This window comes from Sulfitobacter sediminis, assembly GCF_040811725.1.
GTDB classification, from domain to species: domain Bacteria; phylum Pseudomonadota; class Alphaproteobacteria; order Rhodobacterales; family Rhodobacteraceae; genus Sulfitobacter; species Sulfitobacter sediminis.
This window is the reverse complement of the sequence record NZ_JBFNXX010000009.1, coordinates 140,833-157,198: the sequence shown is the minus strand read 5'-3', so window position 1 is coordinate 157,198 and position 16,366 is coordinate 140,833. Positions and strand designations below refer to the sequence as shown.

14 protein-coding genes are annotated in these 16,366 nt (G+C 63.9%); 8 read left to right on the top strand and 6 right to left on the bottom strand.

Features of this window, described 5'->3' with window-relative positions; translation table 11 throughout:
* Positions 1 to 32: 32 nt before the first annotated feature.
* The 6 genes from AB2B41_RS13515 to AB2B41_RS13490 form a co-directional block, all read right to left on the bottom strand.
* Positions 33 to 827 (bottom strand): ATP-binding cassette domain-containing protein, encoded by a 795-nt coding sequence (locus AB2B41_RS13515; RefSeq protein ID WP_367878326.1) that lies wholly within the window; start codon positions 825 to 827, stop codon positions 33 to 35.
* Entirely contained in the window at positions 824 to 1,693 is an 870-nt protein-coding gene (locus AB2B41_RS13510) for an ABC transporter ATP-binding protein (protein WP_367878325.1), read from the bottom strand. The genes AB2B41_RS13515 and AB2B41_RS13510 overlap by 4 nt, the downstream gene beginning before the upstream one ends.
* Positions 1,690 to 2,541 carry an ABC transporter permease gene (locus AB2B41_RS13505; RefSeq protein ID WP_367878324.1) on the bottom strand — a complete coding sequence of 284 codons (852 nt, stop codon included), beginning with the start codon at positions 2,539 to 2,541 and terminating at the stop codon, positions 1,690 to 1,692. Before AB2B41_RS13505 ends, AB2B41_RS13510 begins: the two co-directional genes overlap by 4 nt.
* Positions 2,534 to 3,544 (bottom strand): ABC transporter permease, encoded by a 1,011-nt coding sequence (locus AB2B41_RS13500; RefSeq protein ID WP_367878323.1) that lies wholly within the window; start codon positions 3,542 to 3,544, stop codon positions 2,534 to 2,536. Before AB2B41_RS13500 ends, AB2B41_RS13505 begins: the two co-directional genes overlap by 8 nt.
* Before the next feature lie 63 nt (positions 3,545 to 3,607).
* Entirely contained in the window at positions 3,608 to 5,134 is a 1,527-nt protein-coding gene (locus AB2B41_RS13495) for an ABC transporter substrate-binding protein (RefSeq protein ID WP_367878322.1), read from the bottom strand.
* A gap of 31 nt (positions 5,135 to 5,165) precedes the next feature.
* Positions 5,166 to 6,734, bottom strand: coding sequence for a phytoene desaturase family protein (locus AB2B41_RS13490; protein ID WP_367878321.1), 1,569 nt, complete (start codon positions 6,732 to 6,734; stop codon positions 5,166 to 5,168).
* Positions 6,735 to 6,846: 112 nt separating this feature from the next.
* On the opposite strand from AB2B41_RS13490, the gene AB2B41_RS13485 reads away from it, so the two are divergent.
* The 8 genes from AB2B41_RS13485 to AB2B41_RS13450 all read left to right on the top strand — a co-directional run bounded on the left by AB2B41_RS13485 (position 6,847) and on the right by AB2B41_RS13450 (position 16,338).
* On the top strand, positions 6,847 to 7,638 hold the full coding sequence (locus AB2B41_RS13485) for a cyclase family protein (protein WP_367878320.1): 792 nt from the start codon (positions 6,847 to 6,849) through the stop codon (positions 7,636 to 7,638).
* Between the two features lie 6 nt (positions 7,639 to 7,644).
* Positions 7,645 to 9,204 (top strand): phytoene desaturase family protein, encoded by a 1,560-nt coding sequence (locus AB2B41_RS13480; RefSeq protein ID WP_367878319.1) that lies wholly within the window; start codon positions 7,645 to 7,647, stop codon positions 9,202 to 9,204.
* Positions 9,201 to 9,680, top strand: a complete 480-nt coding sequence (locus AB2B41_RS13475; RefSeq protein ID WP_367878318.1) for a MarR family winged helix-turn-helix transcriptional regulator — start codon at positions 9,201 to 9,203, stop codon at positions 9,678 to 9,680. Before AB2B41_RS13480 ends, AB2B41_RS13475 begins: the two co-directional genes overlap by 4 nt.
* 9 nt (positions 9,681 to 9,689) lie before the next feature.
* Positions 9,690 to 11,894, top strand: a complete 2,205-nt coding sequence (locus tag AB2B41_RS13470; RefSeq protein ID WP_367878317.1) for a thiamine pyrophosphate-dependent enzyme — start codon at positions 9,690 to 9,692, stop codon at positions 11,892 to 11,894.
* Positions 11,891 to 13,426: an indolepyruvate oxidoreductase subunit beta family protein gene (locus tag AB2B41_RS13465; protein WP_367878316.1), complete on the top strand. Its 1,536-nt coding sequence runs from the start codon at positions 11,891 to 11,893 to the stop codon at positions 13,424 to 13,426. Before AB2B41_RS13470 ends, AB2B41_RS13465 begins: the two co-directional genes overlap by 4 nt.
* A gap of 25 nt (positions 13,427 to 13,451) precedes the next feature.
* Positions 13,452 to 13,757 (top strand): RidA family protein, encoded by a 306-nt coding sequence (locus tag AB2B41_RS13460; protein WP_367878315.1) that lies wholly within the window; start codon positions 13,452 to 13,454, stop codon positions 13,755 to 13,757.
* Positions 13,758 to 13,894: 137 nt separating this feature from the next.
* Complete coding sequence (ispD, locus tag AB2B41_RS13455; protein ID WP_367878314.1) at positions 13,895 to 14,572, top strand: 2-C-methyl-D-erythritol 4-phosphate cytidylyltransferase; 678 nt, start codon at positions 13,895 to 13,897, stop codon at positions 14,570 to 14,572.
* The gene (locus AB2B41_RS13450) at positions 14,569 to 16,338 is read left to right on the top strand and encodes a carboxyl transferase domain-containing protein (RefSeq protein ID WP_367878313.1); all 1,770 of its coding nucleotides are present in this window, start codon (positions 14,569 to 14,571) and stop codon (positions 16,336 to 16,338) included. Before ispD ends, AB2B41_RS13450 begins: the two co-directional genes overlap by 4 nt.
* Positions 16,339 to 16,366 lie beyond the last annotated feature (28 nt).

Below are 16,366 nucleotides of genomic sequence, written 5' to 3'. Positions count from 1 at the left end.
TCACTTGCCGGGTTCACGCCAGGCGCATTTGCTTATCGCCAGACCTGATAGGGGTCCGGCAGGGGGATCGCGTTCAACAATTCGCGCGTATAGGCCGCTTTCGGCGTATCGAAAAGCGTCGCCGTCTCAGCCTCTTCCACGATCTCACCGTGGTATAGCACAAGCACCCAGTTGCAGAGCCGCCGGATCACCGAGAGGTCGTGGCTGATGAAAGCGAGCGTGAGGCCAAGCTCGCGCACCAACTCGCCCAACAGGTTAAGCACCTGCGCCTGAGAGGAAACATCGAGGCCGGAAACGATCTCGTCCGCAAGGATAAAGTCAGGCCGCAGGGCGATGGCGCGGGCGATGCCCACACGCTGGCGCTGCCCGCCCGAAAGCTCGTGCGGGAAGCGGGCGGCGAAACTGCGGGACAGGCCCACCATGTCGAGCGCCTCGTCCACGCGCGCCGGGACATTGTCCATTCCATGCAGCTTCAAGGGCCCCGCGATGATCCCGCCGACCCTGCGGCGCGGATTGAGCGAGGACATCGGGTCCTGAAAAATCATCTGAAAGCGCTGGCGCATGCCCCTGAGCGCGTCTTCGCCCAGATGCGTGATGTCGGTGCCATCGAACCGGATCGTCCCGCTGTCGGGCTCGATGAGCCGCAGCATGGCGCGGCCCAGCGTCGATTTGCCGGAGCCCGAGCCGCCGACGATCCCCAGTACGGCACCCTTCGGCACGTCAAAGCTGAGCCCCTTCAGCACCTCGATCCGGGGGGGCGCGCCCAGCAGGGGCTTGTGGGCCATGTCTGGGAAGCTTAGCCGCAGGTCACGCACCTCGTACATCATGCGCCCGCCCTCACGTCGTGCAGGCGGACCTCTTCCTCGACGGCGTCGATCACCGTCTCCGGCACTGGCGTCAGGCTGCCGGTGGGGTCCGTGTAGGTCGGTGTGGCCGCCAACAGCGCGCGGGAATAGGGGTGGATGGGCCGCATGAAAAAGCGGTGCATCCGTGCTTCCTCGACCACCTTGCCGGCATAGAGCACCGACAGGGTGTCGCAGACCTTGGAGACGACGCCGAGGTCGTGGGTGACGAAGAGAAGCGCCGTGCCGTGGCGCATCTGCATTTCGTTGATCAGGCGCAGGATTTGCTTTTGGACGGTCACGTCGAGCGCCGTGGTGGGTTCGTCCGCGATGATGAGCTTGGGCTCAGCTGCAAAGGCCGATGCGATCAGGATGCGCTGGCGCATGCCGCCGGAGAGTTCATGGGGATAGCTCTTCATCACGCGTGCGGGGTCGGGAATATGCACTTCGGCCAGCAACTCGAGCGCGCGTGCTTGGGCGTCGGCCTTGCTCCAATTCAGAATATCGACCAGCCGCCGGGTGATCTGCGGCCCGATCCGTTTGGAAGGGTTGAGTGCTGTCAGCGGGTCCTGCGGGATCAGCGCAGCGGAGGCACCGATGCGCTTGCGACGCTGTGCGGGCGGCAGGGCTTGAAGGTCTTTGCCGTCAAGCCAGATTTCCCCCGAAGTAACCTTCAAAGCGCGGGGCAGGGTGCCGAGCACCGCCTTGCCGATCATCGACTTGCCCGCACCGCTTTCCCCCACCAGGCCGTGCACCTGCCCCGCCGCCACGTTGAGCGACACGTTGCGCAGGATCACCGGACCGTTTTTCACCCGGACATTCAGGTTGCGGACCTCAAGATAACTCCTCATCGCAGCACCGGATCGAAGCGGTCCTTCAACCCTTCGCCTAGTTGCGAGAAGCTGAGTACCGTCAGGAACAGCGTGATCAGCGGAAAGACAAGCACCCACCACGCCTGATGCACCGATGTCCGCCCCTCGGCGATCATGCCGCCCCACGTGGGACTATCCGTTGAAATGGAGAGGTTCACGAAGCTCAGGATCGCCTCGACGATCACCGCGATCCCCATCTCCAGCGTCAGCAGCGCGACGATGGTGGGCAGCACGTTGGGCAGGATTTCCGTGAGCATCGTCCCGAATCGCGTACGCCCTGCCACCTGTGCGGAGGCGACGTAATCCATCGCCCCCTGCGTCATCGCCTCGGCCCGGATCACGCGGGCGAAACGGGTCCAGTCGATGATGACGATGGCGATGATGATCGACATGAGCCCCGGCCCCAGAACGGCGATGAGCAGGATCGCAAAGAGCACGGGCGGAAAGGCCATCCAGATGTCCACGAAGCGCGAGATCACCCGGTCCGTCCAGCCACGGTAGTAGCCCGCCATCAACCCCAGCGTCGCGCCGATCAGGCAGGTGATCGTGCCTGCCACCAGCGCCACGATCAGTGCCAGCCGCGCGCCGTAGAGAATGCGCGAGAGCACGTCGCGGCCCAGTGAGTCAGTGCCAAGCCAATAGCCCGGCTCTGCCCCATCCATCCAGAAGGGCGGCATGCGGCCCAGGAACAGGTCCTGCATCAGCGGGTCCTTGGGGGCGATCAGCGGGGCAAAGACGGCCGCCAACACCAGCAACGCCAGCCAGCCCCCGGACAGCCACAGCCGCAGCCCGATGGGGCGCCTGACCTCTCCGCGCGCGTCACGCATGGCGCAGCCTCGGGTTTAACACGACATAGAGCATGTCGACGGCAAGGTTCACGAGGGTGAACAAAAGCGCAAAGAGGATCACGATGCCCTGGATCAGCGGCAGGTCGCGGTTGATTACAGCGTCGATCGCCATGTTCCCCAGCCCCTCGTAGGAAAACAGCCGCTCGATGATCACCGTGCCGCCAATGAGGAAGGTGAACTGCACGCCCACCAGCGTCAGCGTCGGCAGAATCGCATTCGGCAGCGCCTCGCGGGTGATCACGTGGTTCTCGCCGTAGCCTTTGGTGCGGGCGAGGGTGACGTAGTCGAGGTGCATCGTCTCTTTCAGGCTCTGCTTCAGCAGCTGCGCGATGATCGCCGCCAGCGGGATCGCGAGGGCCAGCGCGGGCATGAACATATGGGCCAGCAGATCGGCCACGACGTCGAAGCGCAGGCGGAGGAGCGCTTCGAACAGATAGAAATTCGTGGAAAAGTCGATGTTCAGGGAAGGGGAGATGCGCCCGGAGATGTGAAATACCGGCCAGAGCACCCCGAAAAGTAAGATTAACACCAGACCCCAGAGGAAATCGGGGATCGACAGTGCCATGCCGGCTGTGACGTCCACCGCGCCTTCGGTCTTGGTGTCGCGGTATCGCGTGCCTGCCAGTGCCATTGCGCCGCCGATGATCACAGCGATCACCAGCGCCATGATCGACAACTCCAGCGTGGCGGGCAGGCGGCCAAGAACCAATTGCGATACGGGTTGGCGCAGGGAGATGGAGGTGCCGAAATCGCCCTGCATTACACCGCCAAGCCAGATCACGAATTGCTGAAAGATCGACTTGTCAAACCCGTACTGCGCTTCGAGCCGCGCGATATCCGCGTCCGTGGCACCGGGGGGCAGCATCATGGCGATGGGGTTGCCGGGAACGACGCGGATCACGACAAAGACAATGACGGCCACGCCGAAAAGCGTCACCAGCGTCGTGACCAGCCGGATCAGGATGTTACGCAAAAGGGTCATGCAGAATCGCTCAAAAGGACGGGGCCGCGCGAAGGCAGCCCCGCCAGTTCAGGAAGAATCCTGTTACGCCCGCGTCATCAGGTGCGGCAGCAGCGCGCCGGAGCGGTGCGGCACCACGTTTACCCGCGCATCATGCACGATGGGCTGGACGTATTGCAGCAGCGGGATCACTTCGGCGTTCTCGGCGATGCGCCGGTCCACTTCTTTCCATCCCGCGATGCGCTTGGCCTCGTCCGCCTCGCCCCAGAGCGGGAGGATGGCGTTGAACGTATCCTCACCGTCCCAGACCGAATGCGGCGAGGGGCCGAACATGGCGAAACCGGTGGAGGTTGTCGGATCGCCCACCGAGTTGCCCCAGTTGTAGAAGGCCGCAGGTGCCAACGTATCCGCCGCGCGCAGCTCGTAATGCTTGGCGATTTCGTAGACCTCGATCTCGGCCTCGATGCCCACCCGGCGCCACAGACCCACGATGGCCTGAACCATCTCGTAATCCTTGGGTTTGAAGCCGCGAGTGGTCTGGATCTTGAACTTCACGGGGTTGTCGGGGCCGTAGCCCGATGCGGCGAGCAGCTCTTTGGCCTTGTCGGGGTTGTACTCGACCTTGATGGTATCGTCGTAGGCGATGTAGTCGGGCGTTTGCAGCGTATCGATCGGCACGCCATAGCCCGAGAGCAGCCGTTCGATGATCAGCGGCTTATCGATGGCATGGGCGGCGGCTTTGCGCACGTTGGGGTCGGTCATCACCTCGATATCGTTGAGGAAGATCATGCCGATGTCGGAGATTGGCGTTGCAACGCCGGCAAGACCGTCCTTTGCCTTGAGCCGGTCGAATTCCTCGTAGGGGATTTCGAGGGTGACGTGGGAATTGCCCGATTCCACCTCTGCCACGCGAGAGGCCGCGTCGGTCACGAACTTGATCGTCACCGTCTTGAAGGCGGGCGCGCCGCCCCAGTAGTCCTCGTTCGCCACAAGGCGGACAAAGGCGTTGCGCTCGAAGCGTTCGACCTTGTAGGGGCCGGAGCCGACGGGTGCGGCCTCAAACCCTTCGGCGCCCACTTCCTCGTAGTACTTCTTGGGCAGGACGTAGCCGGTCAGGAACGACATCCACTTGAAGAACGTGGGCTCAAATTCCGGCATGTCCGCCGTCACGCGGTTGCCCTCGGCCTTTATGTTGGTGACCTTGCCCCAGATGAACTGGATCGGATTGCCTGTCTCGGCCTTGCCCGCGCGTTCCAGCGACCAGGCGACATCTTCGGCGGTCAGCGGATCGCCGTTGTGCCATGTGACGCCTTCGCGAACGTCCATCCAGATCGCCTTGTTATCGTCCGACCAGCCGTAGTCGGTGATGATGCCGGAGCCGAAGCTGAGGTCGGTGTTCTGCGGGATATAGAGGTCAAAGACCGACTGGTAAAATCCCTGGATCGTCGGGTTCACCGCAGAAGGGCCGACGGTTGGGTCCCAGCTGGGCAGGTTGACGTTGTAGGCGATGACCAGCTCGTCGATGGCCTGTGCAAAGCTGGGCAGGCCGACGGCGGCGAAAGTCGCCGCTGCGGCGGAGGTTTTCAGAAGGCTTCTTCTGCTGAGTTTCATGTGAATTCTCCCTGTTTAGTCTCTGTTATTTTCAGTTTCCGACAAGTTTCTTGGCCAGCAGGGTGCCGGGCCCCGCGCCGGTGCCGCCACCGGGCCAGACGGCCGCACCCGTGTGGTAGAGGTTCTTGATGGGAGTCGTCCCATCGGCATAGCCCCGGACGGGGCGGTTTGCGAAATGCTGGTGCAGATGGTGGCTGCCGCAGACCTGATCGCCGCCGACGAGGTTCGGGTTGTCGGCCTCGAGCATCGCGGGCGTCACGATGTACCGGCCGAGGATTTTGTCACGGGTGCCGGGGGCGTAGCGTTCCAGAATGTCGAGGGCGCGGTTGGCGAAGGGCCCGGCCGCGTCTTCCCAGTCGGTCGCGGTGATCTCGCCCTTGGCGTCGCCCTTGATTGTGCCGGGGGCCATGCGGACTTGCAGCCAGAGCACGTGTTTGCCCTCGGGCGCGCGGGATGGGTCAACCACGGTGGGCTGTCCGCAGACGATCACCGGCTCATCGGGCAGCATGCCGCCCTTGGCCTGCGCATAGGTGCGCGCCATCTGGTCGAGCGAGGGGGCGAGGTGGACGTAGGCAAAGCGCTTGAGCTCGGGGGCGGACCAGTCGGGCAGGGCGTCCATCGCCAGATGGATCATCATGGTGCCGGGGGCGTACTGGTATTTCTTCAGCGCGCTGTCGTAGCGGCGGTTGCTGGTGCCGCCGGTGAGCTTGGTTAGGGCGGCGGGTGAGACATTGGCGATGACGGCTTTCTCGGCTTCGACGACCGTGCCGTCCTTGAGGATGATGCCGAAAGCGCGGCCCGCTGCCTGTTTGATGCCAGTCACGGTCTGGTTGCAGTGGACGGCACCGCCGCGGCTTTCTATCATCTTGATCATGGCCTTGGTCATCGTGTCCGCGCCGCCCGCGCCCAGCACCATGCCAAAGGCTTGCCCGGCCATCGCTTCGAGGTACGGGAAGACCGCGCCGCCCGCCACATCGGGCGCGAAATCGAGGTGCATGCCCCAGGCGGCGAGGGTGGCCTTGACGTGACCGCTCTCGAAGGTCTGGTCGAGCCAGGCGCGCGGGGACATCATCAGAAAGCGCATCAGGTCGAGCGTGGCGCCGCCGCCCTGCTTGCGCCAGAGTTTCCAGCCTAAAGATGAAATTGCACGTAAATTCATCGCCGTCCCGAGGGCGCCGAGAATCGGTTCGACGTCGGTGGGGAAGTTGCGCGTCAGCTCGGTCCATGCAGCGGCGTCGGCTTCGGAAAAGCCGCGGATGCGGGCGGTTGTGATCGCGGGATCGTTGGAGATGCCGAGCCAGCGGCCATCGGGGAAAACGCTTGCGAAAGGGTTGCCGGTGGGGGCGAAGGTGAGGCCGTGTTTGGCCAGCTCAGCCGCATGTGTTTCATGGAAGGCGGAGCCTGCGAAGAGCGACAGGTTCATAGCGGCCCAGTCGTGCCGGAAACCCGGAAGCGTGTATTCGCCGGTCTTGACCGCGCCGCCCGGTTCAGCCGCCTGTTCGTAGATCGCGACCTTCCAGCCACGCGCCGCCAGATGGCAGGCGCAGGCAAGCGAATTGTGCCCCGCCCCGATGATCAACGCGTCTGGATTGGTTGTCATGATACCGCATGTCTCCCCGGATAAGATAATTGCAAACGCATGTAATTCTGTCTAGCATTGATTCATCAATACAACCGCGGGGGGAATCCGTGGCAATCAGGGAGATGAATAAATGAGCGCAGCGGATGTTGTCAGCAAGCTGGGGTCGATGCTGGCCTCGGGCGGTGTGGAAGTGGTGGACTGTTCCGGGGTGCTGGGACCGGAGACGCCGATCCTGCAACTGCCGCCCGATTTCGCCAAGAACACGCCCAAGGTCGAGATCCACAAGATCTCCGAATACGACAGCGACGGCCCGTTCTTTGCCTGGAACTGGATGGTGCTGGGCGAGCATTCGGGCACGCATTTCGACGCGCCGCACCACTGGATCACGGGCAAGGATTATCCCGACGGTTATACCGACAGCCTTGATGTGCAGCGGCTTGTGGCACCGGTGAACGTGATCGACTGCTCCGAGCAGGCGCAGGAGGACGAGGATTTCCTGCTGACCGCCAAGGGCGTGCAGGAATGGGAAAGCCAGCATGGCGAGATCGGTGCGGGCGAATGGGTTGTCATGCGCACCGACTGGGACAAACGCGTGAATGACGAGGCGAAGTTCCTGAACGCCGATGAAACCGGCCCCCACAGCCCCGGACCGACGCCCGATTGCATCGAGTACCTGCTGAGCAAAAAGATCGTCGGCTGGGGCACGCAATGCATCGGTACCGACGCAGGGCAGGCGGGCGGGATGGAGCCGCCCTATCCGGCGCACAATCTGCTGCACCGGGACAACTGCTTTGGTCTCGCGTCGCTTGCCAATCTCGACAAGCTGCCGGCCAAGGGCGCGATCCTGATCGCGGCGCCGCTGAAGATCAAGAACGGCACGGGTTCGCCCATTCGCGCGCTGGCGCTTGTTCCCAAGGGCTAAGCGGGCGTGGCGTCCTTCGATCACCTGATCATCGGCTCGGGCATCAATGCGTTGGTGGCCGCTGCCATGCTGTCGCGGAAGGGTGACAGCGTGCTGGTGATCGAACGGGAGGACCGGATCGGCGGATGTATGTACACGGCCGAGATCACGGAGCCGGGGTTTCATCACGACGTGATGGCGGCGACCTTTGTGCTGTTCCTGACTGGACCGGCGCACGGGGCTTTGGGCGAGGATCTGGCGAAGCACGGGCTGGAGTTCTGTCACACTTCCGCGCCCACCGCCGTGCTGCGCCCGAATGGCGAGGCGGTGGTATTGCACACGGACAGGGACGCCAATGTCGCTGCGTTCAACAGGCTGGCCAAGGGTGACGGCGAGCAGCACAGGCGCGATGTGATGAGCGTGGAACAGGACGCGGAGTTCATGTTCACCCTGCTGGGGGAACAGCTCTTTTCGAAGAACATGGTCAAGCTTCTGGGAAAACAGGCGTGGAAGAAGGGCATGGCCGAGATGAAGGTGTTCTTCGGCAACGCCATGGAGCCCGCGCGCGGCTGGCTTGAGACCCGCTACGACAGTGCCGGTATTCAGGCGCTTTATGCGCCCTGGGTGCTGCACGTCGGGCTGACGCCTGAGGCGACCTATGGCGGGCAGATGGCGCGGGTGATTGCCTTTGCTTTGGAAGCGGCGGGTGCACCGGTGATCAAGGGCGGGGCCGGGCAGGCGGCAGCCGCCTTCCGGTCGCTGATCGAAGCGAATGGCGGTGTGGTGCGCACAGGGGTCGAGGCGACGAAGGTACTGACCAAGCGGGGCAAGGCCATTGGGGTCGAGACGGCGGACGGCGAGCAAATCTTCGCCAAGAATATCATCGCCAGCACCGCGCCGGGGCAGCTTTATGGTGAGTTGCTGAAGAACGAGAAGCTGGAGGAGCCGGTGAAGAAGTTCCGCCATGGGCGGGGCAACTTCCAGCTTCATTTCGCACTGGACGGTCAGCCAGATTGGGAGGCCGATGGCCTTGAAGATGTGGCGCTGATCCACCTCGCGGACGGGATCGACAGCGTGTCGAAGTCCTGCAACGAGGCGGAAAGGGGCATGCTGCCGGAGACGCCCACGATCTGTGTGGGTCAGCCGCACCGGCTTGACCCCTCGCGCTGTCCGGAGGGCAAGGGCATTCTCTGGCTGCAAATCCCCGATGCGCCGCGCGTGATCAAGGGCGATGCGGCAGGGGAAATTGAGACGGGGGCGGAGTGGACGGAAACCGTTCGCGAGGCTTTTGCCGACCGGATCGAAGCGATCCTGTCGAAGCACATCCGCAACTGGGACAAGATCAAACTCAAGCGCCGCGCCTATTCGCCAGCGGACCTTCAGTCGATGAACATCAATCTTGTGGGCGGCGATCCCTACGGCGGGGCCTGCACGCTCGATCAGTTCTTTGTCTGGCGTCCCTATGCGACGCAGATCAACAACGGCACGCCGATCAAGAACCTCTATCATATCGGGGCCTCGACCCATCCCGGTCCGGGCCTTGGCGGCGGATCGGGGCTGAACGTGGCAAAGGCACTGGGCGCATGAACCGGCCGGAGAAAATGACCGGCGCCGCGCAGCGTCTGGGGGAGCTGGGGCTCGACAATTTCGCGCCCTACCTGATGAACCGGATCATGGGCCGGTATAACGCAGCGCTCGCGTCCGAGATGGCGGACCTGGGGCTGACGACGCCACAGATGCGGTCGCTTGCCGTGCTGAGCGTGATCGACGGGATCCTGATCCGCGAACTGGCGGTTTATGCGGTGGTCCAGCAGAGCACGTTGAGCCGCGCGCTTGATACGCTGGACCAGAACGGGCTGATCCGTCGCGAGACGGATGAGCAGGACAGCCGGGCGACACGGGTGTTTATCACCGACGCGGGGCGCGAGGCCTATGACCGGCTCTGGCCGCATATGGCGGCGGCCTACGAGGCGATGTTCAAGGGGATCGACGAGGCGGAAAAACGCGCCTTCGTCGGGACCTTGCAGACGATGCTGCGCAATATCCGCAAACACGATTTCTGAGGGGACCAGATGGCTGAGCGGTCATTCAAGGCGGAAGTGGAGCACCTTCGCAAGGGGGACGGCGATGTCTTTACCGGCGAAGGTATTCTCGCGATCACCAAGGCGCTGCTTGAGAACGGTGTCGGCTATGTGGGCGGCTACCAGGGCGCGCCGATATCGCACCTGATGGACGTGCTGGCGGATGCCGAGGAGTTGATGGGTGAGCTGGGCGTGCGGTTCGAGGCGAATGCCTCCGAGGCTGCGGCGGCAGCGATGCTGGCGGCCTCGGTGCATTATCCCATTCGGGGGGCGGTGACTTTCAAGGGGCCGGTCGGGGTGAACGTAGCCTCGGATGCCTTGGCGAACCTATGCTCAAGCGGCGTGAACGGTGGCGCGCTGATCATCGTGGGCGAGGACTACGGCGAGGGCTCCTCGATCATGCAGGAACGCTCGCACGGTTTTGCGATGAAGTCGCAGTTCTGGATGCTGGACCCGCGCCCGAACCTGCCGTCGATCACGAAGGCGGTGAAGGACGGGTTCGAGCTGTCGGAGGCGTCGAATACGCCCGTGATGCTGATGGTGCGCATCCGCTCGTGTCACGTCACGGGGAGTTTTGCGACCAAGGACAACGTGTCGCCGCCGCTGACGGTGAAGGAGGCCATCGCCAACCCGCAGTCCGATTTCAACCGCGTGGTCTTGCCGCCGATGAGCTACGTACACGAGCAGGACAAGATCAAGAACCGCTGGCCCAATGCCGAGAAGTTCATCGTCGAGAACGGGCTGAACGAGGTTTTCGGGCCGAAGGACGCGAAGATCGGGATCGTCACGCAGGGCGGGATGTATAACGGCGTCATCCGGGCTTTGCAGCGGCTGGGGCTGGCGGATGTCTTTGGCAATACCGAGGTGCCGATTTACTGCTTGAACGTGACCTACCCGATTGTCGCGTCGGAGTTCGCGGATTTCTGCAAGGGTAAGGATCATGTGCTGGTCGTTGAAGAGGGACAGCCCGAGCATATCGAACAGATGCTGGGCAACTTCCTTTACAAGGCCGGGGCCAAGCTGAAACTTTACGGCAAGGATGTGCTGCCCATGGCGGGGGAGTACACGGGGCAGGTGATGCTGGACGGGGTGACGGCGTTTCTGAAAAAAGCCGCTCCCGACATGCTGCCGGGGCAGGTGCGCGCGCCGAACAAGGAAGCGCCGGCGATACCTGATCTGTCGAAGACGGTGCCAATAAGGCCGCCGGGGTTTTGCACGGGCTGTCCGGAGCGGCCGATCTTTGCGGGGATGAAGCTGGTTGAGCAAGAGTTGGGGAAGAGCCAGATCACCGGCGATATCGGCTGCCACCTCTTTGGCTCACTGCCCCCATTCGAGATTGGCGGGGCGACCATGGGGTACGGATTGGGACCTGCCGCGAACGCGGCCTTCGATGGCGGAGGAGAACGGCGCGCGATCTCCATTCTTGGGGATGGAGGGTTCTGGCACAACGGGCTTTCCAGTTCCATCGGGAACATGGTGTTCAACAAGTCCGACAACGTAGTGATGATCGTCGACAACTACTATTCGGCGGCCACCGGCGGGCAGGACATCATGTCGAGCCGGGCCAAGAACGAGACCAAGGCCACCAACAACCCTATCGAGAAGGCGCTGAAAGGCATGGGCGTGGAATGGGTCCGCACAATCGACCGGACCTATGACGTGGGCAAGGTACGCGACACGCTGCGCGAGGCGCTGACCACTGATTTTAGGGGGCCGAAGGTGATCGTCGCCTCCTCCGAATGCATGCTGAACAAGCAGCGGCGGGAAAAGCCGCTTAGGAACAAGGCGATCAAGGACGGCCGCCGCGTGGATGTGCCGCGCTTTGGGGTAGACGAGAACATCTGCACCGGGGATCACGCCTGTATCCGGCTGTCGGGCTGTCCGTCGCTGTCCCTGAAGAAACTCGACGATCCGTTGCGGGACGATCCGGTGGCGAGCATCGACCAGACCTGCGTCGGCTGCGGCAATTGCGGCGAGGTGGCGGATGCCGCTGTGCTTTGCCCGTCGTTCTATCGCGCGGACGTGGTGCATAACCCCGGCGGATTTGAAAGCTGGCGCGCGGGGCTGCGCAACCGCATCATCGGCTGGCTGCAAAAGCGGCGCGACGGTAAGCGGCTGCGGCTGAGTGGTACCGCACCTGCAGCGCCCAGCGGGGCCAAGGCAGCGCCGCAACCGCCGATGGGGGCGCTGACATGAACATGCCCTTGCAGCACAAGACGCCGGATGCGCGAGTCGAACAGATCATCAAGCTGGCGATCATGGCCGTGGGCGGCCAGGGCGGTGGTGTACTGACCAACTGGATCGAGTCGCTGGCCCGGTCGCAGGGCTATGCCTGTCAGGCGACGAGCGTGGCGGGCGTCGCGCAGCGCACGGGGGCGACGATCTATTATATCGAGATGACGCCCGCTTCGGATCAGCAGCCGGTGTTCGCGCTGGCTCCGGCGGGGGGCGACGTGGATATTCTGATCGCCGCCGAGATGATGGAGGTAGGCCGCGCGGTGATGCGGGGCTTCGTGACGCCGGATCGGACGGTGCTGATTGGGTCCACGCACCGGCAGTTGGCGGTGTCGGAGAAGACGGTGCCGGGGGACGGCATCGCCAATGCCGAGGAAGTCCGCGCGGCGGCGGAGATCGCGTCGTCGCAACTGATCCTCGCGGATATGGACCGGCTGGCGGTTGAGCAGGGGTCAGTGATTTCGTCGAGCCTCTTCGGGGCGCTGGCGGGGTCGGGCGCGCTGCCCTTCCCGCGCGAGGCTTTCGAGGATGCGATCCGGGCCAGTGGTAAGGGGGTTGAGGCGTCGCTGCGAGCGTTTGCGGCGGGGTTCGATGCCGCGCAGAACAGAGAAGCAGTGTCTGAACCGGAGGCGGAAGAGCCTCCGCTGAAGCTGGTCGGTCCTGCGAAAGAAATGCAAAAGTGGCAGGCGCTGGTTGACCGGGCGCAGGCTTTGCCCGACCCGGTGCAATGGATCGCGCAGGCGGGGCTGATGAAGGTCGTCGATTTTCAGGACTGCGCTTATGGCACCACCTACCTGAATCGCTTGGACGATGTCATCGCGCGCGACAGCGCCGACAAGAACTGGGAACTGAGTGCGGTGGCGGCGAAATACATCGCCAATGCCATGGCCTATGATGACATCATTCGCGTGGCCGACCTGAAAACCCGCCGCTCCCGCTTTGCCCGCATCCACGACGAGATGGGGGCAAAGGATTCCAACCTTGTCGAACTGACCGAGTTTTTTCACCCCCGCGCGGAGGAGATCGCCAGCATGATGCCCGCCAGGATGGGGGCACGCTGGGAGGCGTCGCCGGGGCGCATGGCGTGGCTGAACAAGCGATTCAACAAGGGAAGGCGGCTGCGCACCCATACGCTACGGTCCTTCGTGATGCTGCATTTTCTGGGCGGGCTGAAGGTCTACCGCCTGAAAACGCGGCGGCATGAAGTTGAGGTCGCGCATCTGGAGGCATGGCTCAGAGATAGCCTTGCGGTGCTGGAGGACGACTACGCGCTGGCCGTGGAGTTGCTGAAGAACCGCCGCCTGATCAAGGGCTACTCCGACACCCACGCGCGGGGGCTGACGAAGTTCGGCACCGTGATGGGGGCGGCGGCGCTTCTGAAAGGCCGGGACGACGCGGCGGAATGGATGAAGCGGCTGCGCGAGGCAGCCTTGCAGGACCCCGAGGGCAAGGCGCTTGACGGGGCCATCAAGACGGTGCGGAGTTTCGTCTGACCCGCCACGCATCAAGGAGACACCCATGCCTGCCGAACGCGTCAACCCCGATACGATGTACAACAGCCTCGAATTCGGCTTTTCCCACGCGAGCATATCCCAAGGGGGCCGGATGCTGCACCTTGCGGGGCAGGTGGCCTGGGACAAGGACCGCAACTTGGTCGGCGGCGATGATCTGGCCGCACAGGCGCGGCAGTGCCTCGCGAACCTGAGGGAGGTCCTGGCGAGCCATCGGGCGACGCCTGCGGACCTTGTGCGCATCCGCACCTATGTGGTGAACCATTCCCCGGACAAGATCGGTCCCGTCGCGGGCGAGATGATGGCCTTTTAGGGCGAGGCCATGCCCGCGCCCAACACCTGGATCGGTGTGCAGGCGCTGGCGATGCCTGAGTTCCTGATCGAGATCGAGGGCACGGCGGTCTTGTCCTGACCTCTCGACGGCAGGGCTGGCCCGTGTAATCTGCACCCATGAGCCAAGCACCCAACGCCGCCCTGATCGTCGCCGCCGGACGCGGCACCCGTTTCGGCGGGGAGATCCCAAAGCAATACGTGCCGTTGCGCGGTATCTGCGCCTTTCGCCGCTCGGTCGAGCGGTTCCTTGGGATGGAAGCGATCCATCTTGTCCAGCCGGTGATCCACGCCGATGACCGCGCGCTCTTTGCAGAGGCGATGGCGGGGCTGGACGATCCCCGCCTGCTGCCTGCCGTGACCGGCGGCGCGACACGCTCGGACTCCGTTCGCAAGGGCCTTCAGGCGATGGCGGATGATCCACCCGACTGTGTGCTTGTCCACGACGCCGCGCGCCCTTTAGTGACCGAAAGGATAATCGGCGATGTTCTGAAAGCACTGGAAAGGAGCAAAGCCGCCTTTGCCGCCTTGCCGGTCGTGGACGCGCTTTGGCGGGTGGAGGACGGAATGGCGTCCGAGCCGGTATCCCGAACGGGTCTCTGGCGCGCGCAGACGCCACAAGGATTTCATTTTGGCCCGCTCCTTCAGGCGCATCTTGCCAATACCGGCGATGCGGCGGATGACGTCGAGATTGCCCGCGCGGCCGGAATGTCCGTGCGCGTCGTGGAAGGCAGCACCGAGAATTTCAAGATCACGACCCCGCAGGACCTTGCCCGCGCCGAAAGGCTGCTGGAGTGAGAACGCTTGTCGCGGAAAGCGCCGCGATGGTGGCTGAGGTTCACGCGAGCGCGGGCGACGAAGTACGGGCGGGCACGGTGCTCTTGGTCACCGAACTCATGAAGATGCGCCACGAATTGCGCGCACCCGAAAGCGGCGTGATACGCGAGGTGCATGTGAGCGTCGGCACCGAACTTCGGGGAGGAGAACCGCTGGTCACCCTTGAACCTGCTGAGGTGGCAGCGACCGAAACAACGGAACAGACAGAGGTGCGCAGCGAGTTCGACGCTTTCGTGGCGCGCATGGCACTGTTGCAGGACGCTGCCCGGCCCGAGGCCATCGCAAGACGTCATGGCAAGCGCATGCGCAGCGCTCGCGAGAATATATCCGATCTCTTCGATGCCGACACTTTCGTGGAGTACGGCGCGCTTGCGGTCGCCGCCCAGAGGTCTCGCAGGGATGCGGAGGCGTTGGAACGTCAGACGCCAGCGGACGGGATCATCTGCGGCACCGGCACAGTTGGCGGTCGCCCGGTGGCAGCGATGGCGGTGGATTACACGGTGCTTGCCGGAACGCAGGGCCATTTCCATCATAAGAAGATGGACCGGCTGATCGACGTCGCGGGGCGCGACGGCCTTCCCATCGTGCTCTTTGCCGAGGGCGGGGGAGGGCGGCCGAACGACTACGACGTCGCGCATCTGGTGGCGGCGGGGCTCAATATCACGTCTTTCCGGCATTTTGCCGCGCACCGGGGCCCCAAGATCGGTATCGCGGCGGGCTACTGCTTTGCGGGGAATGCGGCACTTTTCGGGGTCTGCGACGTGCGGATCGCGACCAACGACAGCTGGATTGGCATGGGCGGCCCCGCGATGATCGAAGGCGGGGGGCTGGGTGTCGTCAAACCGACCGAGATCGGGCCGTCGGAGGTGCAGATGAAGACGGGCCTTATCGACCTGCTGGCAGAGGATGAAGCCGACGCGGTGGCCGCCGCCAAGAAGCTGCTCGCGCTGCGGCAACCATCCGCAGCGGAGGATAACGATCCGCACGCGCTCCGCCATGTCATTCCCGCCGACCGCACCCGGGCCTATTACATGCGCGATGTCATCGGAGCGCTGACCGATCCCGGCTCTTTCTTCGAACTGCGCCGCGGTTTTGGCACCGGGATGATCACCGGTTTCGCGCGAATCGAGGGACGCGCTGTCGGCCTTTTGGCCAACAACCCGCTACACCTTGGCGGGGCCATCGACGCGCCCGCGGCGGACAAGGGCGCGCGGTTCCTGCAGCTTTGCGATGCCTGGGGTCTGCCGGTGCTGACCCTGTGTGACACGCCGGGTTTCATGGTGGGGCCGGAGGTCGAGGCGACCGGACAGGTTGCCCATGTCTCGCGCCTGTTCCTGGCTGGTGCGCATTTCGGGCAGCCGATGGCGACGGTGATCCTGCGCAAGGGCTACGGTCTGGGGGCGATGGCCATGGCGGGTGGCGGCTTTGACCGCCCGAATTTCTGCGCCGCATGGCCGACGGGGGAGATCGGCGCGATGGGGCTGGAGGGCGCGGTGCGGCTGGGCTACCGCGATCACCTCGCCGCAATCGACGACGCAGACGCCCGGAACACCGAGTTCCGGCGGCTCGTCGACGAGATGGCCGAGCGCGGCAAGGCGCTGAACGCGGCAAGCGTGCTGGAATTCGACGCCGTCATCGACCCGGCAGAGACGCGTGCAATATTGACACGGGTCTTCAACAGCGCAGGCGAAGCGCGCCCTTCGGAGCGATATCCGGATGCCTGGTAGAGCGTCGAACGTGCCACCGCCAACCGGC